Here is a 26,013-nt window from a genome sequence, read left to right as displayed (position 1 = left end):
ATGCGTACAAATCGTACAAATGCAGTCATGCGGTTCGTTACGGCGTCGGGGGATGCGAACGGGTCCGGGTCACGACGCCGGACCGGCACGTGTCGTGAGAAGCCACCGACTGCCGTCCCGAAGGAGTGACGAAGATGGTGTGTCGCCTCTGCCGGTCGCGTGATCTCGAGAGTGTCCTCGATCTGGGCGCCACCCCGCCGTGTGAATCGTTCCTCACCGCGGACCGCCTCGACGATCCCGAGCCCACCTACCCGCTTCACGTTCGCGTCTGCCGGGCCTGTCTGCTGCTGCAGATTCCGGCCCTCGTCGGTCCGGACGACACCTTCACCGAGTACGCCTACTTCTCGTCCTTCTCGTCGAGCTGGGTGGACCACGCCCGCCGGTTCGTCGACGAGGCAACCGGGCGGATGGACCTCGTGGCGCGTGACGACGCTTTCGTGGTCGAGGTGGCGAGCAACGACGGTTACCTGTTGCGTCACGTCGTCGATCGCGGGATCCGTTGTCTGGGAATCGAACCCAGTGTCAACGTCGGTGCCGCGGCGCGGGACGCAGGGGTGCCCACGCTGACGGCGTTCCTGAACCCGGAGACGGCCGCGCGCGTGCGAGCCGAGCACGGGCCCGCGTCGCTGGTGGTGGCCAACAACGTCTACGCCCACATCCCCGACGTGCGCGGGTTCACGGAGGGGCTGCGGACGCTGGTGACGGACGACGGTCTGGTGTCCATCGAGGTGCACCACGCCCTGAGACTGGTGGCCGAGGCGCAGTTCGACACCGTCTATCACGAGCATTTCCAGTACTGGACGGTCCTGACGGCCATGCGCGCCCTGGAGGCGGGCGACCTGACGGTGATCGACGTCGAGGCGCTGCCGACGCACGGGGGATCCATTCGGCTGTGGGCCACACCGTCCGCGAACGCCGGCCCGCCCAGCGAGCGCACCCTGGAGCTCCTGGCGGAGGAGCGTCGCGCCGGCCTGCACACGGTGGAGGGATACCGCGGCCTGGACTCCGCCGCGCGCGATGCCCGTGCGGCCGTGCTCGAGTTCCTGCTGGACTGCCGCCGCCGCGGCGAGCGGGTGGTCGGGTACGGCGCCCCCGGCAAGGGCAACACGCTGCTCAACTACTGCGGCATCCGGCCCGACCTGCTCGAGTACACGGTCGACCGGAACCCGTACAAGCACGGTCGATTCACTCCCGGCACGCGCATCCCCATCCATCATCCGGATCGGATCGCGGCCGACCGCCCGGACGTGGTGCTCGTGCTGCCCTGGAACCTCGAGCGTGAGCTCACCGACCAGCTGCGGTACGTCGGCGACTGGGGTGGGCGGGTGGTCTTCCCGCTCCCGTCCCTGCGCACCGCCGATCTCTCCCGCGCCACCCTGCGCACCGACGAACCCGTGGAGGCTCTGTCATGAAGGTCGTTCTGTTCTGCGGCGGATACGGCATGCGGATGCGTAACGGGGACGGGGACACCATTCCCAAGCCGCTCCAGATGGTCGGACCACGGCCCCTGCTGTGGCACATCATGAAGTACTACGCCCACTACGGGCACACGGAGTTCGTCCTGTGCCTCGGGTACGGTGCCGCGGCGATCAAGCAGTTCTTCCTCGACTACCACGAGGAGGAGTCCAACGACTTCGTGCTGCGCGACGGCAAAGTGGAACTGCTGGCCACCGACATGAGCGACTGGTCCATCACGTTCGTCGACACGGGGGTCGAGGCGCCCATCGGTGAACGCCTGCGCCGGGTGCGCGAGCACCTCGGGGACGACGAGTACTTCCTGGCCAATTACTCGGACGTGCTGACCGACGCCCCGCTGGACACGATGATCGAGAAGTACCACGCCTCGGGCGCGGTGGCGTCCATGCTGGTGGTGCCGCCGCAGTCGAGCTTCCACTGCGTGGACGTCTCCGAGGCCGGCGAGATCAAGGAGATCGTGCCGGTCAGCCGATTCCCGATCTGGGAGAACGGCGGATACTTCGTCCTGAGCCAGGCCGTGTTCGATCACATCCCGCCGGGCGGCGACCTGGTGGGCGACGCGTGCATGGCGCTCGCCGGGCGGGGCGAGCTGTTCGGCTATCGGCACGAAGGGTTCTGGAAGCCGGCCGACACGTTCAAGGAGCGGGCGGAACTCGATCTCGACTACGGACGCGGCATTCGCCCCTGGGCCGTGTGGGAGCGATCCGCACGGGCGTCCGCCGACGTCGCATGATCGGGCTCTCCCCGGGACCGATCCGATCGGTGGCCGTGGTGGGTGCGCACCCCGACGACATCGCGATCGGCGCGGGCGGCACCCTGCTGACGCTCTGCGCATCGTCGGTCACCGAGGTCCACGCCCTGGTGCTCACCGGTGGCGGGACCGACCGCGAGGAGGAGGAGCGCGCCGCGCTGGCGGACTTCTGCCCCGACGCGACGGTGCACCTGACCGTGCTGGACGTGCCGGACGGCCGGATGCCGCACCACTGGAACGCGGTCAAGGACGGCCTCGAGGCCTTCCGGCGCACGTGCGAGCCGGAGGTGGTGCTGGCCCCCCAGCGCGCGGATGCGCACCAGGACCACCGCCTGCTGGCGGAACTGGTGCCCACCACGTTCCGGGACCATCTGGTGCTGGGCTACGAGATCGTCAAGTGGGAATCGGACCTGCCACGTATTCCGGTCCTGATTCCGTTGCAGGACAGCGTAGCTCGACGCAAGGTCGAGCTGCTGGCGATGCACTACCGCTCGCAGCAGGGACACGACTGGTACGACGACGAGACCTTCCTCGCGGTGGCGCGGCTACGGGGTGTGCAGTGCCGCAGCCGGTACGCGGAGGGATTCGTCGTGGAGAAGATGCTGCTGGACGTCGGCAGCCGGGACAGGTCGAGGTGAAGCCGTAATGCACGTTCTCGTCACGGGACATCAGGGGTATCTCGGCACGGTCATGGTGCCGTTGCTGATCGAACGCGGTCACACCGTGACCGGTCTGGACACGGGGTGGTTCGCCGATTGCGTTCTCGGGCCGGCACCGGCCGAACCCGACGCGCTGCGACTCGATCTGCGGGACGTCACCGTCGACCACCTGCGCGGGTTCGACGCCGTGATCCATCTCGCGGCGTTGTCCAACGACCCCCTGGGCACGCTGGCTCCGGACATCACCCACGACATCAATCACCATGCGTCGGTACGGCTGGCGCGCGCGGCCAAGGACGCCGGGGTGGAGCGCTTCCTGTACGCGTCGACGTGCTCGGTGTACGGCGCCGCCGGTGCCGACGCCGTCACCGAGGACGCCCCGCTGCGTCCGCTCACGCCCTACGCGGTGAGCAAGGTGCGGGTGGAGGACGACGTCGCCGCGTTGGCCGACGAGGGTTTCACGCCGGTGTTCCTGCGCAACGCCACGGCGTTCGGCTTCTCGCCCCGGCTGCGGGCGGACATCGTGGTCAACGACCTCACGGCGTCGGCCGTCCTCACCGGCAGGGTGGTGGTGAAGTCCGACGGCACCCCGTGGCGTCCGCTGGTCCACGCGCGCGACATCGCGGCGGCGTTCGCCGCGGCTCTCGCGGCACCCGCGGCGCGGGTACGGGGCCGGGCGTTGAACATCGGGACCGAGGCCAACAACGTCACGGTCGCGCAGATCGCGGAGACGGTGGCCGAGGTGACCGGTGCGGACGTGGTGATCACCGGTGAGTACGGGGCGGATCCGCGCTCGTACCGGGTGGACTTCTCCGCGGCACGCCGGATTCTGCCGGAGTTCGTGGCCCACTGGGACATTCGGGACGGCGCGGTGGAGTTGGCCGAGTCCTACCGACGCCACGGCCTCACGGCCGAGACCCTGTCGCAGCGCTTCACGCGTCTGGCGCGCATCACCGAACTGCAGCGTCGCGGTGAACTCGACGAGACGTTGCATCGCACCGTGACGGCGGCGCGTCATGGCTGACGCGAGACCGTGCCGGTCAGCGCGCGAGCAGGTCCGCCCACGAACCGGCCGCCGTGTCGCGGGCGCTCAGCGACTCGGGTGCGGCGCGCCAGTCGATCGCGAGATCCGGGTCGTCCCAGCGCACCCCGACGTCCTCGGTGGGGTCGTGCGGCCGGTCGATGCGATAGCAGACGTCCGCGGTGTCGCTCAGCGTGAGGAACCCGTGCAGGAAACCCGGAGGCACCAACAGGTGCGCGAAGTCGACGTCGTCGAGCACGACGGCGTGGGACCGGCCTCGGGCGGGGGAGTCGGGCCGCGCGTCGACTACGACGTCCTGCACGGCGCCGCGGGCGCAGCGCACCAGCTTGGTCTCGCCACGGCCGCCGCGTCCGTGCAGGCCACGGAGAACACCGGCGGCGGAACGAGATTGGGAATCCTGACGGAAGTCCGCGGACCGGACGTCCAGGCCGGTGTGCTCGGCGACGGCGGCGTCGAAGATCTCCGTGTCGAAGGTCCGTGTGAAGAAGCCGCGATCGTCGCGGTGAGGTGTGGGCAGGAAGACCAGGACGTCCGGCAGGGGCGTGGTGACGACGCGCATGTCTCCAGTCTGACCCGGGTCGACCGGGCGGTCGCGTCGTGACCGCGTCCTGCCGGGTCTGCGGCGCGGCGGACCTCGTGACCGTGCTCGATCTCGGGACCGTGCCGGCGGCGGATCTGTTCCCGCTCGCGCACACCGATCCGGCGACGGACCCGCGGCACGTCCTCCGACTCGCCCTGTGCACCGCGTGTGGGTTGGCCCAGCTGCCCGGCGACGACACGACGGCGGACGAGCCCCGTGGGGTGGAGCCGGCGGCGGTGCGCCGTGCGGGCGAGCGTGCGGTCGCGGAGATCGCGGCGCGCGGCTGGCTCACCGACACGACGGTCGTGCGGGAGTACGGCAGTCCGCACGGGGGATCCTGGCTGCCGAATCTGCGGGCCCGCGGGGTGCGCGACGCGCTCCCGGCCTCGGCGGACGACGCGCCGGCGACCCTGATCGTCGACGGCCTCGGCCTCATGCACGAGGCGGATCAGGCTGCCGCCCTGCGGGAACGAGCGGCACGGCTCGCACCCGGCGGGGTGCTGGTCCTGCAGATCCACACGTTCGGCGCCATCCTGCGGCAGCGGCAATGGACGTCGGTGCGGCACGGCCACTTCGCCTACTGGTCGCTCACTGCCCTGCAGCGGGCCCTCCACGCCGCCGAGCTCGTGCCCACGGGTTGCTGGGAGTCGGAGCTCTACGGCGGCACGCTGCTGGTCACGGCCCGACCGATGGACGCCGACGTGCGCGTGGTGAGTCCCGACCTCGAGTGTGCACGTCGAGTGCTGGCCGAGGAGCGTCTCCTCGGTGTCACCGACGCGGCCGTGCTGGTCGGCCTCGGTGAGGCCGCGACCCACGAGGTGGCGGCCCTGCGTCGGGCCGTCGACGACGCCGCCGCTGCCGGTGTGTCGGTCGCCGCCTACGGCGCGGCGTCCCGCGCGGTGGCGTTGTTCGCCCTGGCAGGCGTGGACGCCTCGACGATCCGAGCGACGGTGGACGCCTCGCCCGCGAAGTGGGGTCGGCGCATGCCGGGAACGACCGTGCCGATCGTCGGTCCCGACTGGTTGGCGACGGCCCGGCCGGACCGCGTCGTCGTCACCGTGCCGGATCTGCTCGCCGAGGTCTCCGCCGCGCATCCGGACGTGGCGTTCGTCGATCTCGCCCTGCTCACGGAAGGTCTCCGGCGATGACCGCGACCGTACCGCTGTCGGTGTGCATTCCCGCGTATCAGGCGGGCCGGACGCTGGGCACCACGCTGCGGTCGGTGCTCGCCGAGGACGTCGACATGGAGGTGCTGGTGCTCGACAACGCCAGCACCGACGACACCGGTGAGATCGCGCGCTCCTTCGACGATCCGCGGGTGCGCGTGGAGCGCAACCGACGGCTCCTGTCGATCGGGGACAACTGGAACGCCGTGGTCAGGCGGTCGACCGGGCGTCTGGTCAAGGTGGTGTGCGCGGACGACGTGGTGCGTCCCGGCGCACTCGCCGGGCAGCAGGCCGTCCTGGACGACCCGGCCGTGTCGGTGGTGTCGTCGCGGTTCGAGGTGATCGACGAGGACGGCGCGGTCAAGGAGACCGGGCTGGGTCTGCCCGGCCTGCTCGGTCGCCGGGCCGGCAAGGATCTGGCCGGGGTGATCGTGCGGCGCGGGCCCGCGGAGTTCGGTCCCACTGCGGCCACGATGTTCCGGCGCGACCTCTACGACCGCGTCGGCGGGTTCCGCGGCGACCTGGTCTTCCCGATGGACGTCGATCTGTTCGCGCGCATGGGCGTCTTCGGTGACTTCCACGGCGTCGACTCGGTCGACGCCGCCTGGCGGGACTCGACGTTCAATCTGTGCAGCCGCACCTCGAGCTACAGCAAGCTGAGCGAGTCGGTGCGCATGCATCACCGGCTGGCGCGGGAGATGCCCGCCTACGTGCGGCCGAGCGACGTGGTGGCCGGGGATCGGCGCATTCTCGGTGCCGTGCTCACCCGGGTGCAGGTCCGTGCGGGCGCGGTGATGCGCGGGCTGCGGCGGCGCTGACGGTGCGTCTGCTTCGCGACGTCCTGCTCGTCGGCTTCGGCACCTACGGGCAGTTCCTCGTCACCCTGATCACCCTGCCGCTGACGGCACGACTGCTCGGCGCCGAGGGCGTCGGGCTGGTCGCCGTGGGTATGTCGGCGTATTTCCTGGGGTCGGTCCTGGTCGATCTGGGGGCCACGCAATACTTTTCGGCTCGCGTGCACGATGCCGACCTCGTGCGCGTGCGCGGGGCGTACGCCGTGATCCGGGTCGCGATCTTCGGGGCGCTGGTGGTCGCGCTCGCCGTCGGGTGGGCCGCCGGCTTGCACGGGGCCCCACGCATGCTGCTGGTGGGTGCGGTGGCGGGCGGCGTCTGGTCGCTGTCGGAGGACTGGGTGCTGATCGGTCACGGACGCTTCGGTGCGTCGACGGCGTACCAGGCCGCCGGTCGGGTGGTCTACCTCGTGATCCTGCTTCTCGCTCTGCCTCGATTCCCGACTCCCGAGGTCGCGCTCGCCTGTCTCGGCGCGTCGTCCCTGATCACCGTCGCGGCGACCTGGATCGACGCCGAGCGGCGTACCGGCCGCCTGCAGCCGACCCTCGCGGTCGGGCCGGTCCTGCGCACGGCCGCACCGGTTCTCGCGTCCCGGTTGTTGCTCACCGGGTACGGCCAGGGCGGCGCCGCCGCCTATTCGGCGGTGCTGAACGCGGCGTCCTTGGGCGTGTTCTCGGCCGCGGATCGGTTGGTGCGCGCCGGACAATCGGTGCTCGACCCCATCGGCTTCGCCCTCCTGCCCCGCATGGTGCGGCGCAGTGCCGAGGCCGACTTCGACCGCCGAGTCCACCGGGGCGCGGTGGCCTGCACGGCGGTGGCCGTCGTCGCGGCGGCAGCGATCACCGTGGCGGCGCCGCTCGCCGTTCGCCTCGTCTACGGCCCGGGATTCGAGCAGGCCGTGGACCTGCTGCGCATCATGGCCTGGATCCTGCCGGCCACGACGCTGACGTCGTACGTCACGACGGCCGTGCTCCCGGCCCGCCGTCGGACGTCGACGGTGCTGACGGGGGCGATCGTGGGCGTCGCCACGGCGGGCGTCGCCCTCGCGATCACCGCCGTCACCGGTTCCGTGCTGACGATGGTTCTCGGTGTGGTGGTGTCCGAGTGGGCCGTCGCGACCTGGTTCGTGCTCACCGCTCTCCGCGCGCCCGCCGGCACCGTCCGTTCCGAGGGCGTGTCCACTCCGACCACCCGGACGGTGTCCCGATGATCCTGCCCGAATCGACCGCTCTGCAGGACCGATTGCACCGGCTCGTGCCCGGCGGCGCCCACACCTACGCCCGCGGCAGCGACCAGTACCCGGAAGGACTCGCCCCGGTGCTGACCCGCGGCGCGGGCGCTCGGGTGTGGGACGTCGACGATCGGTGCTACGTCGAGTACGGCATGGGTCTGCGCTCGGTGACCCTGGGCCACGGGCACCCGGCCGTGGTGGCCGCCGTGACCGAGGCCGTCGCGGCGGGGACCAATTTCTCGCGCCCCACGGCGCTGGAAGTGGCGGCGGCGGAGGACTTCCTGCGCACCGTGCCGACGGCCGAGATGGTGAAGTTCGCGAAGAACGGCTCGGACACCACCACCGCGGCGGTACGACTGGCCCGCGCGGCGACCGGCCGCACCGACGTCGCGGTGTGCCGACAGCCGTTCTTCTCCGTGGACGACTGGTTCATCGGTACCACGGAGATGAACGCCGGCATTCCCGCGAGCCCGGTGCACCCGTTCCCGTACAACGACGCGGACGCGCTCGAACGGCTGCTCACCGAGCACGACATTGCCTGCGTGGTGATGGAAGCGGCCGGCGCGCTGGCGGAGCCGGAGCCCGGTTACCTCGACTCCGTTCGGGCGCTCTGTGATCGGCACGGTGCGGTGCTCGTGTTCGACGAGATGATCACCGGATTCCGCTGGGCCGCCGGCGGCGCGCAGTCCGTGTACGGGGTGACCCCGGACCTGTCCTGCTGGGGCAAGGCGATGGGCAACGGGGTGCCGATCTCGGCGCTCGCGGGTCGGCGGGACCTCATGGAGCTCGGCGGGATGAACACCGACGTCGATCGGGTCTTCCTGCTGTCCACCACACACGGTCCGGAGACGTTGGGGCTGGCCGCGTTCCGTGCCGTCGTCCGCACCTACGAGACGGAGGATCCGGTGGGCGCGATGGAGCGAGCCGGCACCCGCCTGACCGACGCCGTGACGCAGGTCTGCGTGGACGCAGGCATCGGTGATCACGTCCGGGTGCTGGGCAGACCGAGCTGCGCCATCTTCACCACACTGGACGCGACCGGCGTTCCGTCCCAGGCGTTCCGGACGTTGTTCCTGCAGGAGTTGATCCTGCGGGGTGTGCTCGGACAGTCGTTCGTGGTGTCCGCGGCCCACACCGAGGAGGACGTCGACCACACCGTGGACGCCGTCCTCGGCGCCGCCGAGGTGTACCGCCGTGCACTCGACGCCGGGTCCGTCGACGGACTGCTGCGCGGCCGCCCGGTGGCGCCGGCGATTCGCCGGACCGCAGCGCCGCGTCGCCTGCTCGCGCCCCCGTCTCCATGACGCCGGTGCGCGTCAGCGCGGGATACCCGCCACCGCTGCGCGACCGGCTCGCACCGCGCCGTCGAGGTACCCCGGCCATCGATCTGCCAGATCGGTTCCGGCCCAACGAATGCGCTCGGTGGCGAGGTCGCCGGCCCGGAACCGCCCGCCCGACGGGGGCAGGGCGGTGGGAGCGCCGCGCAGCCACGGCTCGGCCGACCAGGTGATGTCCGCCATCGCGCGGGGCCGCGCGGCGGCGTCGCCGTAGAGGCGGACGAGCTCGCGGAGCACGATGTCCCGGCGGTCGGGTCGGGCGAAGAGGTCCGCCGCGGCGCGCCCGCCGCTGAACGCGACCAGGACCCCGACGTCGGATCGATCCGGACGGCCGTCCACCACCATCTGCAGCGGACCGGAGGTCAGCAGGGCGGTGCCGGTGAGTCCGGCGTCGCGCCACCACGGCCGGTCGTAGACGGCCACGGTCTTGGCGTACTCGCCCATCCGGCTGTGGGTGAGGCGCAGTCGAACCGCTTCCGGCAGAGGCGGATCGAACTCGACGGCCGGAACCTCGGGAAGAGGAACCGCGAGCACGACGTGCGACCCGCGGACCGTGCGGCCGTCGGCGTGGACGGTGACACCGTCGTCGTCGTGCTCGATCCGACGGACGGGCGCGCTCGTGACGATGTCGCCGGTGACACCTGCGGCGACCGCGTCGACGAGGGCGCCGGTCCCGTCGACGACGAAGCGCTCCTGTGCACCGTTCCGCACCGACGCGATGGACCGCAGCCCGTCCGCCGCGGCGAGGTAGTCCAGCGCCGCGCGAGCCGGGACCTGGTCCGGATCCGCCCCGAAGATGAGCCGGAAGAACGTCAGAGCGACGCCCTGCGCGACCGGAGTGCGGAACCACCGCTCGGTCAGGGGCAGGGCGGTCTCGAGGGGGCTGGGCCGATCGCGTCGCACCGCGAGCGCGAGTCGGGCCACGCCGATTCCCACCGCGGCGAGGTCGCGCGGCGGCAGGAGCGGCAGCTCGAGGGCGTGCCGCCGCACCCGGTCCGCAGTGGCGAAGATCTGCCGGGACCGGCGATTCGGCAGTGGTTCCGCGGCCGTCGCGATGCCGAGCTCCGCGGCGAGGGAGAGCACCGCGTCCTGCGACCCGCCCACCCAGTGCGCGCCGAGATCGACGTGCGCCCCGCCGACGGTGCGGTCGAGGACCTTGCCGCCGAGACGGTCCGCCGCCTCCAGCACGGTCACGGCGGTCCCGCGCCTGCTCAGCTCCCGTGCCGCCGTCAGTCCCGACAGCCCGGCCCCCACCACCACGACATGCGTCCCCATGGGCGGACCCTACCGCAGCCAGGCGATGCGTCCGTGTCGGGAAACTCCGAACATGCGCGCATGTCATTGTGGTGCAGCATTTTTCGTTCGTAGCGTCGTTGCTGCCGGGCGCACGACCGCGCCGGCGACAAGCAGACGACGACAGGAGGATCCATGCAGGCACGACGACGATCGACCCTCGGCGGTGGTCTCACCGTCGCAGCGATCGCGCTCGGCGCGGGGAGTACGGTCGCCGCGGGCACCGCGTCCGCCGAGACGGTGACCCCGCTCGCGATCACGCAGGCAGCACCGGTCGAGTACACCGTCCCCGAGTACAGAGCGGCCGGGTGCATCCTGAGCGACGACGACGGAGGGTGTGTCGGATCGGGCCTGTATTCCCAGATCACCAGCGGTGGATCGAAGGGCGCCGCTGCGGGCGCGGTGGGCGGGTGCGTCACCGGGGCCGCGGCGGGTGGAGTGGGCTGCGGCCCGGGTGCCCTCACCGGTGCGACGGGTGGTCTGATGGCCGGAGCAGTAGGCGGCGTGTTGGGAGGGTTGTTCTGATGGAAACGGTACTGACCGTGGTGATTCCGTTCGTGGTGGGCGTGCTGGGCGTTCGTCTGAACCAGCGTCACCGGGCGGGCGACTTCTGAGCGCCGCGCCGACGGACTGCGAGCCGGTCACGTGGACGGTTCGGGTCGGTCTCGACGTCGCGGCGGACCGACTGGCCGCCCTGGCCGGCGGTCACCGTCCCGCCGTCCGGGACGGTCGGATCCAGCTCCGTCTCGGCAGCGTCGTGCTGTATCGGCTGCTGGGCGTCCGTCTCGTAGCGTCCCGCTTTCCGGTCGAGGTGCGGGTGACCGCGTCGGGCGACGGGGTGCGGGTGACGATACGCAGCCGCGATCCGTGGACCCCGGTCCGCACGGAGCGGGAGCGGCGGGCTTACTCGGATCGGGTGGCGGCCGTCCGCTCCTCGACGACGCACGGGCCGACCCGGTGACCCTGCCGAGACCGGGGGAGACCACCGTGCTCGCCGTCCGGGACCTGACGCTGCGGGTGGGTACGCGCACGCTCGTTCACGGTCTCGACGTGACCGCCCGGCCCGGTGACGTCGTCGCTGTGACGGGCCCGAACGGGACGGGGAAGTCGACCTTGCTGCGCACCCTGGCGGGACTGCGGCGGTCGGAGCCGGGAGCCGTCGCGTACGGGCCTGCCGTCACCGCGGCGGCGGGCGGTCATCGCAACGGAATCGGCTACGCCGCGGCCGGTCTCGCGGCACCCGGCGCGTTCACGACCGTCGAATTCCTGCGGTTGCTGGCTCGACTGCGTGGGGTGCGGGAGACGGCACCGGAAGCATTCGGCCTCGGCGCGTGTGCCGCGACGCCGATCGCCGCTCTGTCGACGGGGGAGCGGAAGAAGGTCGGCGTGGCGGCTGCAGTGCTGCACCGGCCGGCCCTCGTGATCCTCGACGAACCGTTCGAGGCCCTCGACGAGGAGTCCATGGACGTCGTCACCCGGCAGGTCGAGGGCGTTCGACGGCGCGGCGGCGCGGTGGTGCTCTGCACGCACCGCGCCGAGCGCACCACCGACGTCGCGACAGCGTTCGTGCGGCTGGGCGACCTGCGGTCGAGCCCCGAATCGACCGCGACATGACGGGCGCGACGGGCGCGACGGGTACGGCGGTCGCGGCGATGCTCGCCGCGCATCACACCGCGGCGGGGCGCCCGATCGCGCGCATCGTGGCGGGGTTCGCGGCCGGGTTCGTGGCCGCGGCGCTGACGACAGCGGTGCTACTCACGGTCAGGGTCCCGTCGCCGGACGCCGTCCGTCTCACGCTGCTGACCGTTGCGGCGTGGCCGTGGTGGTCCGCCCTCGCCGGGTCGATGCTCCCGCCGGCACCGAATGCCGTGCTGCCGCAGCATCTTCGCGGCGTACCGATCTCCGGCCGGGTGTTCGTCGCCGGTGCGGTGACGGCGCGGCTGTGGGCGTCCGTGCGCGGCGGCCCGGCGGTGGTGCTCGGTGCGGGCGCCGGGGCCTCGGTCTCGCTCGGGTCGGCGGTCCCCGCGATCGTCGCGGGCGCGGCGGTGTCGATCCGGGCCGTGACGGCGGTCGCGGCGATGCTGCCCGGCCACGCGCCGCGCCTCGTCCTGGCGGTCGGCGCGGGAGTCGTCACCGCCGCGGGTGCGAGGGACCCGATCACAGCCGTTCCGGTCTCGGTGGTGGCCGCGATGATCGTGACGGCCGTCGCGATCCGCGGTACCGACGCCGTCCTGAGCGGTGTGGACGACGGGGAGACCGACGTGCCCGACGAGGTGCAGTGGGGCAGGTTCCCCGTGATACGAGCCGTCGTGGTCGAGCTGGTCCGGTCGCGGCGATGGGGCGAGGTGTTTCCGCCCGCCGTGGCCACGGTGGGCGTCGGGGCGGCCGCGCTGACCGGAACCGAACTGGTGTCGGTCCTGGCCGTTCCGGCGGTGCTAGCGACGACGGGCCTCGCCCACTGTGTCTGGACGTGCCCCGAGACCGTCGGCGCGATCGTGACCGTGCCCGACGGTCTGCGGCGGTACCTGTCGGCGCGCGCCGCGGTGGCGTCGGTCCTCGCGGCGCCGTGCGCGGTCGTCGCGGCGGTGGCGATCGGGCGAGCCGACGGGCCGGCGAGCGGTGTCGTCGTGATCGCGGTCTTCCTCGGCTGTGCCCTGCGTGCCGGATGGCGCGCGACGACCACGCGGGGCCCGGCGGCGCGCCCGATCCTCGTGGACCTGCTCGTCGCCGCGGTGGCGTCGTCCGTACTGCTCGGACTGGCGTCGTCGACGCCCGCGGCGACGGGGTGGGCGATCGCCGCGACTGCCTCCGTGTCGGTGGCCGCGGCGACGGTGATCCTTGCTCGTCGCCTGCACGACGGGGGCGCGGCATGGCACGCGGCGGTCGCGTGAGCCGCACCCCCGGCCGTCGTCAGAGCGTGCGCGTCAACCGATCCGCGAGGAGCTTGGCAAACGATGCCGGGTCCTCGAGCTCCCCGCCCTCGGCGAGCAGGGCCGTGCCGTACAGCAACCGAGCGGTCTCGGTGAGCTGCTCGGTGTCCTTCTTCTCCGCGTGCGCCTTCTCCAGCGCGGCGATGAGCGCGTGGTCCGGGTTGATCTCGAGGATGCGCTTGGTCTTCGGCACGGCCTGACCCGAGGCGCGGTACATCTTCTCCAGGGTGGGGCTGAGGGAGAAGTCGTCACCGACGATGCAGGCCGGCGACGTGGTCAGGCGCGTCGAGAGACGGACCTCCTTGACGTCGTCGGACAGGGCCTCGGCCATCCAGGAGGTGAGGTCCGCGAACTGCTCCTTCTTCGCGTCCTGCTCGTCGGACTTCTCGTCGTCACCGAGATCGACGGCGCCCTTCGCGATGGAGCGGAAGGCCTTGCCGTCGAACTCCGGTACCGATCCGGTCCACATCTCGTCGACCGGGTCGGTAAGGATCAGCACCTCGAGACCCTTGGCGGCGAACGCCTCCATGTGCGGGGAGTTCTCCACCTGCTGACGGCTCTCGCCCGTCATGTAGTAGATGGTGTCCTGGCCGTCCTTCATACGAGAGACGTAGTCCGCCAACGTCGTCGGCTTCTCGTCGCTGTGGGTCGAGGCGAAGGACGACAGGCCGAGGATGGTCTGCACGTTGTCCGGATCGGAGAGCAGGCCCTCCTTGAGCGCGCGGCCGAACTCCGACCACAGCGTCGCGTACTTCTCGGGCTCGTTCGACTGCAGATCGGAGATCGTCGACAGGACCTTCTTGGTGAGACGACGACGGATCGCGCGAATCTGCCGGTCCTGCTGCAGGATCTCGCGGGAGACGTTGAGCGACAGGTCGGCCGCGTCGACCACACCCTTGACGAAGCGCAGGTACTCGGGGACCAGTTCCTCGCAGTCGTCCATGATGAAGACGCGCTTGACGTAGAGCTGGATGCCGATCTTCGACTCGCGCATGAACAGGTCGAACGGCGCCCGCGTCGGGATGAACAGCAGGGCCTGGTACTCGAACGTGCCCTCCGCCTTCATCGGGACGACCTCGAGCGGCTCGTCCCAGGCGTGGCTGACGTGGCGGTAGAACTCGGTGTACTCCTCGGCGGAGACGTCGTCCTTCGAGCGCGTCCACAGCGCCTTCATGGAGTTGATCGTCTCGTCCTCGAGGGTGGTGGTCTTCTCGTCACCCTCGCCGGTGGTCTTCTCGACCTGCATGCGAATCGGCCAGGCGATGAAGTCGGAGTACCGCTTGACCAGCTCGCGGATCTTCCACTCGGACGTGTAGTCGTGGAGGTGGTCCTCCTCGTCCGCCGGCTTGAGGGCGAGCGTCACCGACGTGCCCTGCGGGGCGTCCTCGACCTCCTCGATGGTGTACGTGCCGGCGCCCGAAGACTCCCACTTGGTGGCCGTCGTCTCGCCGGCCTTGCGCGTGACGAGCGTGACGGTGTCGGCGACCATGAACGTCGAGTAGAAGCCGATGCCGAACTGGCCGATCAACTCCTCGGACGCCGCGGCGTCCTTGGCTTCCTTCAGCTTGGCGCGGACCTCGGCGGTGCCGGACTTGGCGAGCGTGCCGATGAGGTCGACCACCTCGTCCCGGCTCATACCGATGCCGTTGTCCCGCACGGTCAGCGTGCGGGCGTCCTTGTCGATCTCGAGGTCGATGTGCAGATCCGAGGTGTCGGCCCCGAGGTCCTTGTCGCGGAACGCCTCGATGCGCAGCTTGTCCAACGCGTCGGACGAGTTGGACACCAGCTCACGGAGGAACGAATCCTTGTTGGAGTAGACCGAGTGGATCATCAGGTCCAACAGCTGCCGGGTCTCGGCCTGGAACTGCAGTTCTTCGACGTGCGCGGTCACGGATCTTCTCCTGATCGAATGCCGGGTGGACGAGGGTCTGACCGGCACATTCTAGTGCGTGCGCCCGGATGCCTTCCGGCGTGCCTCGGCCAACCGATGTCCGCTGGCGATGATGCCGATGTGGCTGAAGGCCTGCGGGAAGTTGCCCAGGAAGGACCCGTCGGTGGGGTCGATCTCTTCGCTCAGGAGGCCGAGGTGGTTGGCCCGCGCGCACAGCGAGTCGTACAGCTCCTCCGCCTCGTCGAGGCGGCCCTGACCGGTGAGGTTGTCCACGAGCCAGAACGAGCACAGGAGGAACGCGCCCTCCTTGCCGGGCAGGCCGTCGGACGATTCCTCGTGCAGGTAGCGGTAGAGCAGGCCGTCGCCGGCGTCCAGGCGGCGACGGACCGCGTCTACGGTCGCGACCATGCGGGGATCGTCGAAGTCGACGATGCGACGCAGCGGCAGGGCCAGCAGCGACCCGTCGAGCCCGCCGCGTCCGTCGCCGTCCGCCGAGAGGTGCTCGGTGAACGTCTCCGCGTCGGGATCGAACGCCCGCTCGAGCAGAGCCTCGCGAATCTCCGCCGCCGCCCGGCGCCACCGGTCGAGATCGGCGTCGCGGCCGGCGATCTCGGCGATGCGGATCGCCCGGTCCACCGCGACGTGACACAGGGCGACCGAGTACGTGAAGGGGCGCCCGGAGTCGCGTATCTCCCAGATGCCGTGGTCCGGGACCGTCCAGTTCTCGATCGCCTGCTCCGTGAGCGAGGTGAGAATGCCCCACAGGTGATCGTCGATGGGCCCGCCCGCGCGGGCCCACTGGAAGGCGACGTCGAGCAGTTCGCCGTAGACGTCGTGCTGCGTCTGTCCGGCCGCACCGTTGCCCCATCGCACCGGCGCGCTGCCGCGCCACCCTCGCAGTCGATCGTCGGAGGTCTCCTCGGGCGGCTGACCGCCGTCGAGGGCGTACATGATGGACGGTCCACCGTCCCGGTCCGCACACGCGAGGGTCCACGACAGGAATGCATCGGCCTCGCTGGTGAGTCCGATGCGGCGCAGCGCGTAGGTGGAGAACGCAGCGTCGCGCACCCAGGTGTACCGGTAGTCCCAGTTCCGCACCCCGCCCACGTGTTCCGGCAACGACGACGTCGCGGCGGCCATGATGCCGCCGGTGGTCGAATGGTCCAGCAACTTGAGCGTCAGCGCGGACCGGCGCACCAGCGCCCGCTGCGGCCCCTCGTAGGTGACGTGGCGCATCCACCGTCGCCACGCTGCGGCGGTCTGGTCGACGACACCGGACGGATCCAGGCCGACGGGCAGCCGGGTGTCGCCGGACCAGTGCAGGGACACCACGACGACCTCGCCCGCGTGTCGACGCACCGTGGTGCCGAGTCCGCCGTCGTCGTCGGGCTCCAGATCCGCGGAGCACAGCACGCGCAGGGGGAGGTCGGGATGCGAGTCGGTGTCCACGGCCCACCCGCCGGCGTCGGGTCGATACCGCGTGGTGTCGATGGGCTGCAGGCGAATTCGCAGATCGACGACGCCCGACGTCACGCGGGCGACGCGCAGCAGTTCCCCGCGCGACGCCGAGGCCAGTTCGGTCAGGTCGGCCCCCGACCGCAGCGTCATCGCGTCGGTGACCTCCACCGTGCCCTCCGGCCCGACCAGCGTGGTGACCAGGACGCCGGTGTCCTCGAGGTACCGCTGCCCGCCCTCGACCAGCCCCACCGGGGCCACGTCGAACGAGCCGCCGCGCTCGGCGTCGAGGAGGCGTGCGAACAGCGGCGGACCGTCGAAGCGCGGCAGGCACATCCACGGGACGGCCCCGTCGCGGGCCACCAGGGCGCAGCTCTGCCCGTCGCCGATCAGGCCGTGGTCCTCGATGGGCAGCTGGCCCTGTTCGGGGGCGAACGGGGCGGTGGGCGGGGAGCCGAACCTGGTCACGGGGTCGCCTTTCCGGTGGGTGGGTCGGACCGCGCAGGTGGGTCGGAGAGCGCAGGTGGGTCGGACAGCGCAGGTGGGTCGAACAGCGTGACGAGCAGCGCGTCGAGTTCGGCGAGTTGCTCGCGAACGGGCATCTCGCGGTGGAGCACGTGGACGTCGAGACCGGTCGGGGTGAGATCGACCGACAGCGAACCCGGTGTGAGAGAACCGAGGTCGGCGAGCAGCACGCGACCGACCGCGGACGCGACGCGGACGGGAACGTGGTCGTCGACGGGATCGATGTCGAGTCGTCGCCCGACCACCCGGCGGCCCACGTCGAGCCCGCCCGTGACGGAGTGGACCAGGAACCAGCGCACGACCCCGACGCCGGCGCGCAGCCGGGCGGGCCACGGGTGTCGGTCCCGTCGCGTCGGGCGGCTGACGAGGAGAGAGACCGCAGTGGCCGCCACGACCACGGGAATGCCGTAGTACCAGAGCCCGTCACCCTGGGTCAGCAGCCACCAGAGCAGCGCGAGGGCGCCGCCGCGCAGGAGGGTCGCCCGAACCGTCGTCATGCGATCACCACCACCACGACGGCGAGCGCGGCGACGACCACGACGGCCGCGCCGGAAATGGCCCACCGCGAGAGTTCCTGCTCGGCGTCGTCGATCACCGTGCTGCGTCGGAGAGGACCGACCGCGTCGACGAGGCGGGCACCGACGGCGGCGGAGCGACCCGCTCCCACGGTGACCAGAGCCCGGGCGGCGCGGGTGGCGACGCGCTCCTCGGGAACGGCGAGGTCTCCGGCCGGGATCAGCGTGCCGTCCGGGTGAGCGAGTCTGGGCGGCAACACCTCTCGCACCGCGAGAGTGCCGACGACGGCGGCGATCACCAGGCCGATCAGGATCGGCCACGTCGCGTCCCACAGGGTCACGAGGTCCAGGCCGGGCACGGTGACCACCTCGGACCACCGGTCGGCGAGAATCCAGGTGGCCACCGTGCCGGTCACCGTGAGCAGGCACCAGGAGACCAGCGAGAGGTCGACCCGTCGGGCAGGTCCGGTCCGCCCGCGCAGCAGGACCCAGCCCGCGCGCGCGAGCAGGAGGGTGGACACGGTGCCGACCCACGGCAGCAGGTCGACCAGCTCCACGCCGCCGAGCGAGGCGGGGGCGACGGCCTGCTTGGCGGCGTACTTGGCCACCGATCCCGACCCGAGCGGAGCGCCCGCGACGGCCAGGGCCAGCACAGCGAGGACCGCCAGGACGAGCGGCCGGGCGCGGCCCGCGCCGTGCCGCTGCCAGACCGAGACCCCGAGGAACAGACCGCCTTTGGCGACGCCGTGGTGCACCGCGTAGACGACGGCGGCCAGGGCGCAGACATCGGCCAACTCGGGCTGGGTGAGGGCGATGCCCACCAGCACCGCGAGGAACCCCATCTGCGAGATGGTGCTGTAGGCCAGGGGGACCTTGGGATCGGCGTGCAGCACCCCGAGTGGCAGCGCGGCGAACGCGCCGACGAGCGCGAGCGCCACCAGCGTGGTGCCCCATCCGGGAAGCGCGACCTCGCCGAGCGGGAGGAACGTCAGCCAGCCGAACAGTCCGGCCTTCACCATCGCGCCACTGAGCACGGCGCTCGCCGGCGGCGGCGCGGCCGGGTGCGCGAGCGGGAGCCAGACGTGGAGGGGGACGGTGCCCGCCTTGATCCCGAAGCCGATCAGCAGCAGGGCGAGAATCGCCGACCGGTGGTCCGACGCGGCGACGGCGGCCGGTGCGTCGGCCACCGCGCGGCCACCGGCGTCCACCACGAGCACGAGCCCGCACAGGACGGTCAGTTCCGAGATCATGGTCAGGGCCAGGTAGATCCGGCCCGCTCGCCGCGCGGCTTCGGTGCGGGTGTGGACGACACATCCGAACGCGGCCACGCTCATCAGGGCGAACGACAGGTAGAAGGTCACGGTGTCGGCGGCGACGAAGACGCCGGCGTTGCCGACGAACGCGACCAGCAGGAAGCCGCTGAGCAGATGCCGTCGATCGGCGCCGCCGGCGGCGACCGCCGCCAGAGCGCCGGCGTACAGCACCACCGCCAGCAGCAGCAGTGGCCGACCGAGCGGTGTCACGGTCAGCGAGGTGCCGAGCAGCAACCACGGCACGTCCACCGACCCCGCGGACGGGCCGAGCACCGCGAGCAGTCCGGCGGGAACGACGGCGGCGGGAGCGACGGTGACCAGTCGTCGGCGCACGCGAACGGGCGCGGCGGCCAGGGCGAGCACCACCAGGGCGGGGACGGAGACGGCGGCGATCCAGAGAACGGCCGCGAGGGTCGACACGGGAGTCACAGGCCGTAGATCCCTTCCGTGATGATGCGCGCGAGGTTCAGCGGTGAATAGATCCACCCCGCGACCAGCCCCACCACGACGGTGGCCACCGCGGTGACGGCAGCGGGCACCAGCAGGGACGGCGGCGCCTCGATGCCCGCGACGCGTCCGTGGTCGCCGGTCTTCCACCACAGGCGGTGGACGATCGGGAAGAAGTAGGCGGCGTTGAGCAGGCTGGACGCGACCAGGACGCCCAACACCCACGGTTGCCCGGCCTCGACCGATCCGACGGCGAGGTACCACTTGGACAGGAACCCGGCCATCGGCGGGATCCCGATCATGCCCACCGCGGCGACGGTGAACGCGGCACTGGTCACCGGCATGCGTCGGCCGACGCCGTCCAGGTCCGAGATGCGGGTGATGCCGAGGACCACCGCGAACAGGCCCGCGCAGAAGAACATGGTGATCTTCATCAGGCCCTGGTTGACGATGTGCGCGATGCCGCCGGTGGTCGCCGTCGCCGAGACGACCGCGACGCCCAGCGTCACGTAGGCGACCTGACTCACCGTCGAATAGGCGAGCCGGGCCTTGATGCCGTCCTGCCGCAGCGCCATGACCGAGCCGTAGACGATGGTCGCCGACGCGAGTACCGCCAGCGGAGTGAGGACACCCAGCCGCTCGGCCACCTCGACGCCGTAGGTGTAGTCGACGAGCAGCACGATGCCGAACACGCCGGCCTTCACCACCGCGACGGCATGGAGCAGGGCGCTGACCGGTGCCGGCGCCACCATCGCGCGCGGCAGCCACCCGTGCACCGGAATCAGAGCGGCCTTGACGGCCAGACCGGCCAGGATCAGCACGAAGATCGCCGTGGCCGTGACGGGCTCCCGCGCGGCGAACTGCGTCATGGCGTCGCTGCCCCGATCGGCGAAGTCGATCGAGCCCACGCGCTCGGTCAGCCACACCACGCCGATCAGCAGGGGAACCCCGCCGATCAGGGTGTGGACCAGGTACGTGCGGGCGCCCGCGATCGCGGCGGCGGACCGCTCGTGCACCACCAGTGGGTAGGTCACGAGGGTCAGCAGCTCGTAGAAGATCACGAACGTGACGGGGTTGCCCGCCAACGCGATTCCCGTGGTGGCCACCACGCAGAGGCTGAAGAAGCCGAAGAACCGGCTGCGCCCCGGTGTGTCACGGAAGTACCCGACCGCGTAGATCGTCGTCACCAACCACAGCACCGACGACAACGCCAGGAAGTAGAGCGCGAACGGCTCCACACGGAGCACGAGGTCGACGCCCGGCACGAATGCGCTGCGCCACTCGAAGCGTTCGCCGTCCACCGCCGCCGGAATCAGCGCGGCCACCAACGCCACCTTCGCCGCCGCCCCGCCCAGGTTGAGCGTGGTGCGGGTCCGGGTGGCGTCGTCGGGCAGGAAGAAGATGACGACCGCGGGAATCAACGACGTCGCCAGGACGGCGAACGGAATCAGCGAGGCGGACATCAGAAGACCCCCACCGTCGTCGTCGCGAGCCACCCGGCGGACGCGATGCCGGCGATCCCCGCGGCGACGGCGGTGACGAGGGTCGCGGCGGTCATCCGGACGGGAACGGGGGTGTTCTCGGTGCCCGTCTCGCGTTCGGCGACGAGCACCGCGAGCACCCGCACGGTGTAGGCCGCGGTGAGGAGTCCGCCGCCGAGCAACGCGATCAGCCACCACCACTGACCGGATTCCAGCACGGCCGTCAGCAGCTGCCACTTGCCCGAGAACGCCAGTGCAGGAGGCAGTCCCGCGAGCGCGACGCCCGCGACACCGAACGCGAGCACCGCGCCGGGATTCGTGACGACGGCGCCCCGCAGCGCGGCGATTTCGTCGGTCCCGCGAGCGTGCAGCAGGCACCCCGCCGCCATGAACATCGCGGATTTGGCCAGCGCGTGCGCCGCCACCATCGCGACGGTGCCCTGGACGGCGAGCTCGGCGACCGCGCGCGCCGCGTCGTCGGCCTCGGGTCGGAGAGCCGGAACCACCAGGGGCAGAAGCAGAACGAAGTACCCCACCTGCGCCACGGTGGAGTACGCGACGACGCGTTTGAGACGGGCCTGGCGCAACGCGGCGAGCGATCCCCACAGCACGGCCACGCTGCCCACCGCACCGACGAGAACGGCCAGAGAGGTGGTGGCCGCATCGGCGGGCAACGACGTCCACAGCCGGTACAGCACGAAGATCGAGGCCTTGATCACGACGGCGGACATCAGCGGACTCACCGCCGCCGGCGCACCCGCGTGCGCGGGTGGCAGCCATGCGTGCAGCGGCACCAGCGCGGACTTCAGGGCCAGTCCGACGGTGGCGAGGATCAGGACGGTGGCGACGAGGGCGCCGTCGTCGGTCGGATCACGCAGCACGTCGAGTGCCAGGCGGAGGGACAGGGTGCCGGTGCGCGCGTACAGGAGGCCGACGGCCAGCAGGAACCAGAGCGACCCGGCGACGGCCACCAGCAGGTACCGGAGGGCCGGGGCCGCAGCGGATCTGCCGCCGAGGGCCACGCACCCGACGGCGGCGACGGTGACCAGTTCCAGAGCGACGTAGGTGTTGAACAGGTCCGCCGCGACGTAGACCGCGTTGAGTCCCGACCACAGCGCCAGGGACAGCGCCCAGAAGAACGGCGTGCCCCGGGCGGCGGACGACCCGGAGGCGAAGACCGTCACCACGAGAACGACGACGGCGGTGAACAGGACGAACGCCGCCGAGAGGCCGTCGGCGCGCAGAGCGATCCCGACGGGTTCGGCCCAGCCACCGAGGGCGACGTCGACGGGGCCGTCGGCGGAGACGCGCAGAGTCAGCGCCACCGCCGCGACCACGCCGGCGAGGGCGGTCGCCCCGGCCGCGACGGCGCCGATCCGAGGGATCATGGCGACGAGCGTCGCGACGAGGGCGGGGACCACGACGAACGCGGGGAGCAGGGATGTCACGGGGCGTCTCCGTCTCGCGACTCGTCGGCTCCGTCGTCGCTCCGTCGGATCAGCACCAGGCCGAGCCCGGTGACGGAGACGGCGATGACGATGCCGGTGAGGACCAGAGCGTGCAGCACGGGATCCGGCGGATCGGTGCGCGCGGCGAGGGCGATCAGCACCAGGAAGACTCCCGCGCCCGCGATGTTGAGGGCCACGAGTCGAGTGACGATGTCCCGCACGAACAGCAGGCGTACCGAGCCCAGCGCGAACACCAGGAGGCCGAGCGCGACGAACCACTCCGGGCGGGTCACGCTCGCGTGCTTCCGGCCAGTGCGAGGACGGCCAGGCAGACGCCGATGGACACGGCGAGCACCGCCTCGAGAGCGACCACCGCCGTTCCTCCCCAGGGGTTCTCCAGCGTGAGCCAGCCCGTGGTGAGGGCGGTCGCCAGCGCCACCACGAGGAACACCGTGGACCCGACGGCCAGCAGCAGCCGCGTGGTCCGTGCCGACGGTAGGCGGAGGGTGCCCGTGAGCACGGTCAGCAACACGATGCCGGTGACGACGGCGCCGGACTGGAACGCGCCGCCCGGTCGGTCGCTGCCGGCGACCAGCAGCCAGGCCGCGAGGACGCCGAGCACCGGAGTGAGTGCGGCCACCGCCGCGGTGAGGACCGGGCGTCGGTCGACGGGCACGCTCAGTGCGGGTGCCGCATCGCGCAGGGTGGATACGGCGGCCAGGGCGGCGACGGCGAGAACGACGATCTCGAGCATGGTGTCGTAGGTGCGTAAGTCCAGCAGAACCGCGGTGACCGGGTGCGCGACGACGCTGTCCGGGAGGGCCTCGGTGGCGACGTCGCCCGTGAGTACCGGTGCAGCCGAACGCATCGCACCGACGGTGACGGCCGTGAGGGCGACACCGACACCCACCGCCACCGCGCCCTCGGCGACGTCGACGGCGCGGGAGGACCGCGATGCCGGGGCCGTCGATCGGGTGCGCCCCGCGACGACCGTCGTCATCAGCGCGCCCGTGACACCGGCCGCGAGCGCGGCCTCCGCCAGGGCGACGTCGGGCGCACCCAGGCGCGCCCAGATCGCGGTGAGCAGAACGCCGAACCCCAGGAACACGGTGACGGACGCGGCCCGCTCACGGTGCCAGAGCGCGACGACCGCGGTGACCAGCACGCCCGCGGCGAGGAGTGCGTCGAGCACGACGGCGGCGGTCATCGGTCCTCCGCCCGGTCCGACGCGAGCAGCGCGGCCGTCGTCGCGGACGCGCCGAGGGCGAGGATCCACACCGCGACCATGAGCAACGCCGACGCGATCGATCCGCTGATCACCGCGAGTCCGAGAACGACCAGACCCAGGCCGAGATTGTCCGCCTTGGTCAACGCGTGGAGTCGACTTCGCCTGTCGGGGAGACGAATCAGGCCGATCGTGCCCACGGTGAAGAACGCGACCCCGACGGTGACGAGCGCCGCCGCGACGACGTCGAGGAGCGCGCTCACGGGCGTCCCCGCTCTGTGCCGATGCTCACGGGCGTCCCCGCTCTGTGCCGATGCTCACGGGCGTCCCCGCTCGTGAGCCACCAGGGACACCACGATCACCGCCGCGAGCGCCACGACGACGGCGGCGACCACTCGGAGGGACGGCTCGTCGACGACGTGGGCGAGGACGAGCAGCACCGCGGTTCCGGTGGTGGACAACAGGATCAGACCGGCGACGCGGTCACGAACGTCGGGGCCGCGGGACACGCGAAGCACACCGACCAGAAGGTTCGCCGCGAGCGCGACGGCCGCGACGATCAGGAACGTCTCCAGGGCGTCTCCTCGGTCGGGCGGCGGACGGAATGCACACCGTATTCGATGCCGGTCCGGAATGGGACGTGGACGGCAGTGGAACCGCGTCGTGCGTGCGTGTCGGCAGTTCGAACGTATGATCGATTCCTGTCGGTGGGTCCGCCTACACTGGGGTCATGTCGTCGGGGGGCGGCGGGAACGGACCCGCACACACAGCAGCAACACCGGTGGATGCACCGGTCTCACCGGTGACGGCGGCGCGGGCCGCGCTGAACGCGGCGATCGCCGACCTCGCCGCCCTCGACACCCGCACCACCGGAGTCGAGGACCTCCTCGCCCTCATCATCGACTCCGACCACGCCACCCGCGCCCTCACCGGCCTCGGCCAGACCTGGCTGCACCGCGCCGTCCAGGCCGGGGCGTTCACCGACACCGGCCTCACCTGCGCCGACGCCCTCTCCGGCCTCCTGCACATCGACCTGCCCGAGGCCCGCACCCGACTGCGCCGGTCCATGCTGCTCACCGAGCAGACCACCCTCACCGGCGACCCCCTCCCACCCCGCATGCCCGGCACCGCCGCCGCCCTGCGCGACGGGGCCATCTCCCTCGCCCACGTCACCGTCATCGACACCTTCCTGCGTGAGCTCTCCCCGGCCGTCGACGCGCAGACCCGCGAGCACGCCGAGGAACAACTGGCCGACCTCGCCCGGCAGATCACCCCCGCCACCCTCCGCCGGGCCGCCACCCGCCTCGCCGGATGGATCGACGCCGACGGCGCCCTCACCGACCCCGCCGACCGCCGCCGACGCCGCTCCTTCCGCATCTCCGGCCCCGACCGTCACGGCATGTACACCGCCGTCATCGTCTGCGACGCCGAGGGCGCCGCCACCCTCGAACTCGTCCGCGACACCCTCGGCGCACCCGGCGTCACCCTCGACAGCAACGGCGACAGAGCCGGTGACAGCGAGAACGAGGTGGGTGACAGCGGCGACGGGGAGAACGGCAACGGCGACGGCACTCGCGCTGACGCCGCCGGCAACGGGAAGACCGGCAACAGGACGACCGGCGACGGGAAGACCGGCGACGGGAAGACCGGCGACGGGGAGACCGGCGCTGAGGCCGAGACTGTTGCGGCGGCGGCGGAGCGGGTGCGTGATCCCCGCACCGCCGCCCAACGCGACTACGACGCCGTCTTCACCGCCATCACCCGCACCCTCGCCCGCCGCGACCTCGGCACCACCCACCGCGGACTGCCCATCTCCCTGATCCTCACCACCACCGTCGCCGACCTCGCCGCCCGCGCCGGACTCGCCCTCACCGCCGGCGGCACCGCCCTCCCCATCGCGGACCTGCTCACCCTCGCCGGCAACCACCCCGACGACCTCGACACCTGGCTGTGCATCACCGACCTGAACGATCGGCCCCTGCACCTCGGACGCAGCCGCCGCACCGCCAGCACCGACCAACGCCTCGCGCTGTTCGCCACCGACCACGGCTGCACCTTCCCCGGCTGCACCGCCCCCGCCACCCGCACCCAGGTCCACCACGTCACCGACTGGGCCCACGGCGGCACCACCGACATCGAGTACCTCACCTACGCCTGCGACCGCCACCACCGCCAGATCCACACCGGACCCCTCGGCTGGGCCACCACCATCGCCCCACCCGGCCACCGCTGGGCCGGCCGCACCCTCTGGCACCCACCCGCCCTCGCCGACCCCACCAGAGAAGGCCGCGTCAACCACCACTTCCACCCCGGCGACCTCCTCCGCGACCCAGACCCCGACCCCGGGAGTACCTGACCGGCGGAACCCGCACCACCACAACCGAACACGACGAATC

24 protein-coding genes are annotated in these 26,013 nt (G+C 71.7%); 12 read left to right on the top strand and 12 right to left on the bottom strand.

Going from position 1 to position 26,013, the window contains the following annotated elements:
* Positions 1-134: 134 nt before the first annotated feature.
* From RC2_RS07930 to RC2_RS07915, 4 genes are read left to right on the top strand one after another with little or no spacing between them, the layout of a single operon-like run.
* The gene (locus RC2_RS07930; protein WP_068144927.1) at positions 135-1,412 is read left to right on the top strand and encodes a class I SAM-dependent methyltransferase; all 1,278 of its coding nucleotides are present in this window, start codon (positions 135-137) and stop codon (positions 1,410-1,412) included.
* Complete coding sequence (locus tag RC2_RS07925) at positions 1,409-2,209, top strand: glycosyltransferase family protein (protein ID WP_068144879.1); 801 nt, start codon at positions 1,409-1,411, stop codon at positions 2,207-2,209. The genes RC2_RS07930 and RC2_RS07925 overlap by 4 nt, the downstream gene beginning before the upstream one ends.
* The gene (locus RC2_RS07920; protein ID WP_068144930.1) at positions 2,206-2,865 is read left to right on the top strand and encodes a PIG-L deacetylase family protein; all 660 of its coding nucleotides are present in this window, start codon (positions 2,206-2,208) and stop codon (positions 2,863-2,865) included. Before RC2_RS07925 ends, RC2_RS07920 begins: the two co-directional genes overlap by 4 nt.
* A 7-nt stretch (positions 2,866-2,872) precedes the next feature.
* Positions 2,873-3,910, top strand: a complete 1,038-nt coding sequence (locus RC2_RS07915) for an NAD-dependent epimerase/dehydratase family protein (protein ID WP_068144882.1) — start codon at positions 2,873-2,875, stop codon at positions 3,908-3,910.
* Positions 3,911-3,926: 16 nt separating this feature from the next.
* Here the strand turns inward: RC2_RS07915 and RC2_RS07910 are convergent, their stop codons facing one another.
* The gene (locus RC2_RS07910; RefSeq protein ID WP_068144885.1) at positions 3,927-4,487 is read right to left on the bottom strand and encodes a dTDP-4-dehydrorhamnose 3,5-epimerase family protein; all 561 of its coding nucleotides are present in this window, start codon (positions 4,485-4,487) and stop codon (positions 3,927-3,929) included.
* 38 nt (positions 4,488-4,525) lie between these two features.
* On the opposite strand from RC2_RS07910, the gene RC2_RS07905 reads away from it, so the two are divergent.
* Genes RC2_RS07905 through RC2_RS07890 form a run of 4 tightly spaced genes read left to right on the top strand, consistent with a single transcriptional unit; the run spans position 4,526 to position 9,061 of the window.
* Complete coding sequence (locus RC2_RS07905) at positions 4,526-5,656, top strand: class I SAM-dependent methyltransferase (RefSeq protein ID WP_068144889.1); 1,131 nt, start codon at positions 4,526-4,528, stop codon at positions 5,654-5,656.
* A complete protein-coding gene (locus RC2_RS07900) occupies positions 5,653-6,492 on the top strand; it encodes a glycosyltransferase family 2 protein (RefSeq protein ID WP_068144936.1) in 840 nt (279 codons plus the stop codon). The genes RC2_RS07905 and RC2_RS07900 overlap by 4 nt, the downstream gene beginning before the upstream one ends.
* 2 nt (positions 6,493-6,494) lie before the next feature.
* The gene (locus RC2_RS07895) at positions 6,495-7,736 is read left to right on the top strand and encodes a lipopolysaccharide biosynthesis protein (protein ID WP_245811015.1); all 1,242 of its coding nucleotides are present in this window, start codon (positions 6,495-6,497) and stop codon (positions 7,734-7,736) included.
* Complete coding sequence (locus RC2_RS07890) at positions 7,733-9,061, top strand: glutamate-1-semialdehyde 2,1-aminomutase (RefSeq protein ID WP_068144891.1); 1,329 nt, start codon at positions 7,733-7,735, stop codon at positions 9,059-9,061. Before RC2_RS07895 ends, RC2_RS07890 begins: the two co-directional genes overlap by 4 nt.
* A gap of 12 nt (positions 9,062-9,073) precedes the next feature.
* Here RC2_RS07890 and RC2_RS07885 read toward each other — a convergent pair whose 3' ends face one another.
* Complete coding sequence (locus RC2_RS07885) at positions 9,074-10,369, bottom strand: flavin monoamine oxidase family protein (RefSeq protein ID WP_072681251.1); 1,296 nt, start codon at positions 10,367-10,369, stop codon at positions 9,074-9,076.
* A 153-nt stretch (positions 10,370-10,522) separates the two neighbouring features.
* Between RC2_RS07885 and RC2_RS07880 the strand changes: the two genes are divergently transcribed.
* The 3 genes from RC2_RS07880 to RC2_RS07870 all read left to right on the top strand — a co-directional run bounded on the left by RC2_RS07880 (position 10,523) and on the right by RC2_RS07870 (position 13,278).
* Positions 10,523-10,912 carry a hypothetical protein gene (locus RC2_RS07880; protein WP_068144895.1) on the top strand — a complete coding sequence of 130 codons (390 nt, stop codon included), beginning with the start codon at positions 10,523-10,525 and terminating at the stop codon, positions 10,910-10,912.
* A gap of 432 nt (positions 10,913-11,344) precedes the next feature.
* Positions 11,345-12,001 (top strand): ABC transporter ATP-binding protein, encoded by a 657-nt coding sequence (locus RC2_RS07875; RefSeq protein ID WP_068144900.1) that lies wholly within the window; start codon positions 11,345-11,347, stop codon positions 11,999-12,001.
* Positions 11,998-13,278 carry a hypothetical protein gene (locus tag RC2_RS07870; RefSeq protein ID WP_068144902.1) on the top strand — a complete coding sequence of 427 codons (1,281 nt, stop codon included), beginning with the start codon at positions 11,998-12,000 and terminating at the stop codon, positions 13,276-13,278. Before RC2_RS07875 ends, RC2_RS07870 begins: the two co-directional genes overlap by 4 nt.
* 19 nt (positions 13,279-13,297) lie before the next feature.
* Here the strand turns inward: RC2_RS07870 and htpG are convergent, their stop codons facing one another.
* From htpG to RC2_RS18930, 10 genes are read right to left on the bottom strand one after another with little or no spacing between them, the layout of a single operon-like run.
* Positions 13,298-15,208, bottom strand: a complete 1,911-nt coding sequence (gene htpG / locus RC2_RS07865; protein WP_068144905.1) for a molecular chaperone HtpG — start codon at positions 15,206-15,208, stop codon at positions 13,298-13,300.
* 51 nt (positions 15,209-15,259) lie between these two features.
* Positions 15,260-17,131, bottom strand: a complete 1,872-nt coding sequence (locus RC2_RS07860) for a glycoside hydrolase family 15 protein (RefSeq protein WP_068144907.1) — start codon at positions 17,129-17,131, stop codon at positions 15,260-15,262.
* Entirely contained in the window at positions 17,128-17,685 is a 558-nt protein-coding gene (locus RC2_RS07855) for a Na+/H+ antiporter subunit E (protein ID WP_068144910.1), read from the bottom strand. Before RC2_RS07855 ends, RC2_RS07860 begins: the two co-directional genes overlap by 4 nt.
* Positions 17,682-19,445: a proton-conducting transporter transmembrane domain-containing protein gene (locus RC2_RS07850; protein ID WP_211266785.1), complete on the bottom strand. Its 1,764-nt coding sequence runs from the start codon at positions 19,443-19,445 to the stop codon at positions 17,682-17,684. Before RC2_RS07850 ends, RC2_RS07855 begins: the two co-directional genes overlap by 4 nt.
* Positions 19,442-20,926 (bottom strand): complex I subunit 5 family protein, encoded by a 1,485-nt coding sequence (locus tag RC2_RS07845; protein ID WP_068144942.1) that lies wholly within the window; start codon positions 20,924-20,926, stop codon positions 19,442-19,444. Before RC2_RS07845 ends, RC2_RS07850 begins: the two co-directional genes overlap by 4 nt.
* A complete protein-coding gene (locus RC2_RS07840; RefSeq protein ID WP_068144913.1) occupies positions 20,926-22,392 on the bottom strand; it encodes a complex I subunit 5 family protein in 1,467 nt (488 codons plus the stop codon). Before RC2_RS07840 ends, RC2_RS07845 begins: the two co-directional genes overlap by 1 nt.
* Entirely contained in the window at positions 22,389-22,685 is a 297-nt protein-coding gene (locus RC2_RS07835) for an NADH-quinone oxidoreductase subunit K (RefSeq protein ID WP_068144916.1), read from the bottom strand. Before RC2_RS07835 ends, RC2_RS07840 begins: the two co-directional genes overlap by 4 nt.
* A complete protein-coding gene (gene mbhE, locus RC2_RS07830) occupies positions 22,682-23,599 on the bottom strand; it encodes a hydrogen gas-evolving membrane-bound hydrogenase subunit E (protein ID WP_068144919.1) in 918 nt (305 codons plus the stop codon). The genes RC2_RS07835 and mbhE overlap by 4 nt, the downstream gene beginning before the upstream one ends.
* Positions 23,596-23,880: a cation:proton antiporter gene (locus RC2_RS07825; RefSeq protein WP_068144922.1), complete on the bottom strand. Its 285-nt coding sequence runs from the start codon at positions 23,878-23,880 to the stop codon at positions 23,596-23,598. The genes mbhE and RC2_RS07825 overlap by 4 nt, the downstream gene beginning before the upstream one ends.
* 54 nt (positions 23,881-23,934) lie before the next feature.
* The gene (locus RC2_RS18930; protein ID WP_156509719.1) at positions 23,935-24,135 is read right to left on the bottom strand and encodes an MrpF/PhaF family protein; all 201 of its coding nucleotides are present in this window, start codon (positions 24,133-24,135) and stop codon (positions 23,935-23,937) included.
* A 263-nt stretch (positions 24,136-24,398) separates the two neighbouring features.
* On the opposite strand from RC2_RS18930, the gene RC2_RS07815 reads away from it, so the two are divergent.
* Complete coding sequence (locus tag RC2_RS07815; RefSeq protein ID WP_169846842.1) at positions 24,399-25,973, top strand: HNH endonuclease signature motif containing protein; 1,575 nt, start codon at positions 24,399-24,401, stop codon at positions 25,971-25,973.
* Positions 25,974-26,013 lie beyond the last annotated feature (40 nt).

This window comes from Rhodococcoides corynebacterioides NBRC 14404 (genome assembly GCF_001894765.1).
Classification (GTDB): Bacteria; Actinomycetota; Actinomycetes; order Mycobacteriales; family Mycobacteriaceae; genus Rhodococcoides; species Rhodococcoides corynebacterioides.
The sequence above is the reverse complement of the archived record's forward strand: the minus strand, read 5'-3'. Positions and strand labels throughout refer to the sequence as shown.

Excerpts from the sequence above, each read along its gene's own strand:
- RC2_RS07930 (WP_068144927.1), top strand. The coding sequence starts at position 135 with ATGGTGTGTCGCCTCTGCCGGTCGCGTGATCTCGAGAGTGTCCTCGAT.
- RC2_RS07925 (WP_068144879.1), top strand. The coding sequence starts at position 1,409 with ATGAAGGTCGTTCTGTTCTGCGGCGGATACGGCATGCGGATGCGTAAC.
- RC2_RS07920 (WP_068144930.1), top strand. The coding sequence starts at position 2,206 with ATGATCGGGCTCTCCCCGGGACCGATCCGATCGGTGGCCGTGGTGGGT.
- RC2_RS07915 (WP_068144882.1), top strand. The coding sequence starts at position 2,873 with ATGCACGTTCTCGTCACGGGACATCAGGGGTATCTCGGCACGGTCATG.
- RC2_RS07910 (WP_068144885.1), bottom strand. The coding sequence starts at position 4,487 with ATGCGCGTCGTCACCACGCCCCTGCCGGACGTCCTGGTCTTCCTGCCC.
- RC2_RS07900 (WP_068144936.1), top strand. The coding sequence starts at position 5,653 with ATGACCGCGACCGTACCGCTGTCGGTGTGCATTCCCGCGTATCAGGCG.
- RC2_RS07890 (WP_068144891.1), top strand. The coding sequence starts at position 7,733 with ATGATCCTGCCCGAATCGACCGCTCTGCAGGACCGATTGCACCGGCTC.
- RC2_RS07885 (WP_072681251.1), bottom strand. The coding sequence starts at position 10,369 with ATGGGGACGCATGTCGTGGTGGTGGGGGCCGGGCTGTCGGGACTGACG.
- RC2_RS07880 (WP_068144895.1), top strand. The coding sequence starts at position 10,523 with ATGCAGGCACGACGACGATCGACCCTCGGCGGTGGTCTCACCGTCGCA.
- RC2_RS07870 (WP_068144902.1), top strand. The coding sequence starts at position 11,998 with ATGACGGGCGCGACGGGCGCGACGGGTACGGCGGTCGCGGCGATGCTC.
- RC2_RS07855 (WP_068144910.1), bottom strand. The coding sequence starts at position 17,685 with ATGACGACGGTTCGGGCGACCCTCCTGCGCGGCGGCGCCCTCGCGCTG.
- RC2_RS07845 (WP_068144942.1), bottom strand. The coding sequence starts at position 20,926 with ATGTCCGCCTCGCTGATTCCGTTCGCCGTCCTGGCGACGTCGTTGATT.
- mbhE (WP_068144919.1), bottom strand. The coding sequence starts at position 23,599 with ATGACCGCCGCCGTCGTGCTCGACGCACTCCTCGCCGCGGGCGTGCTG.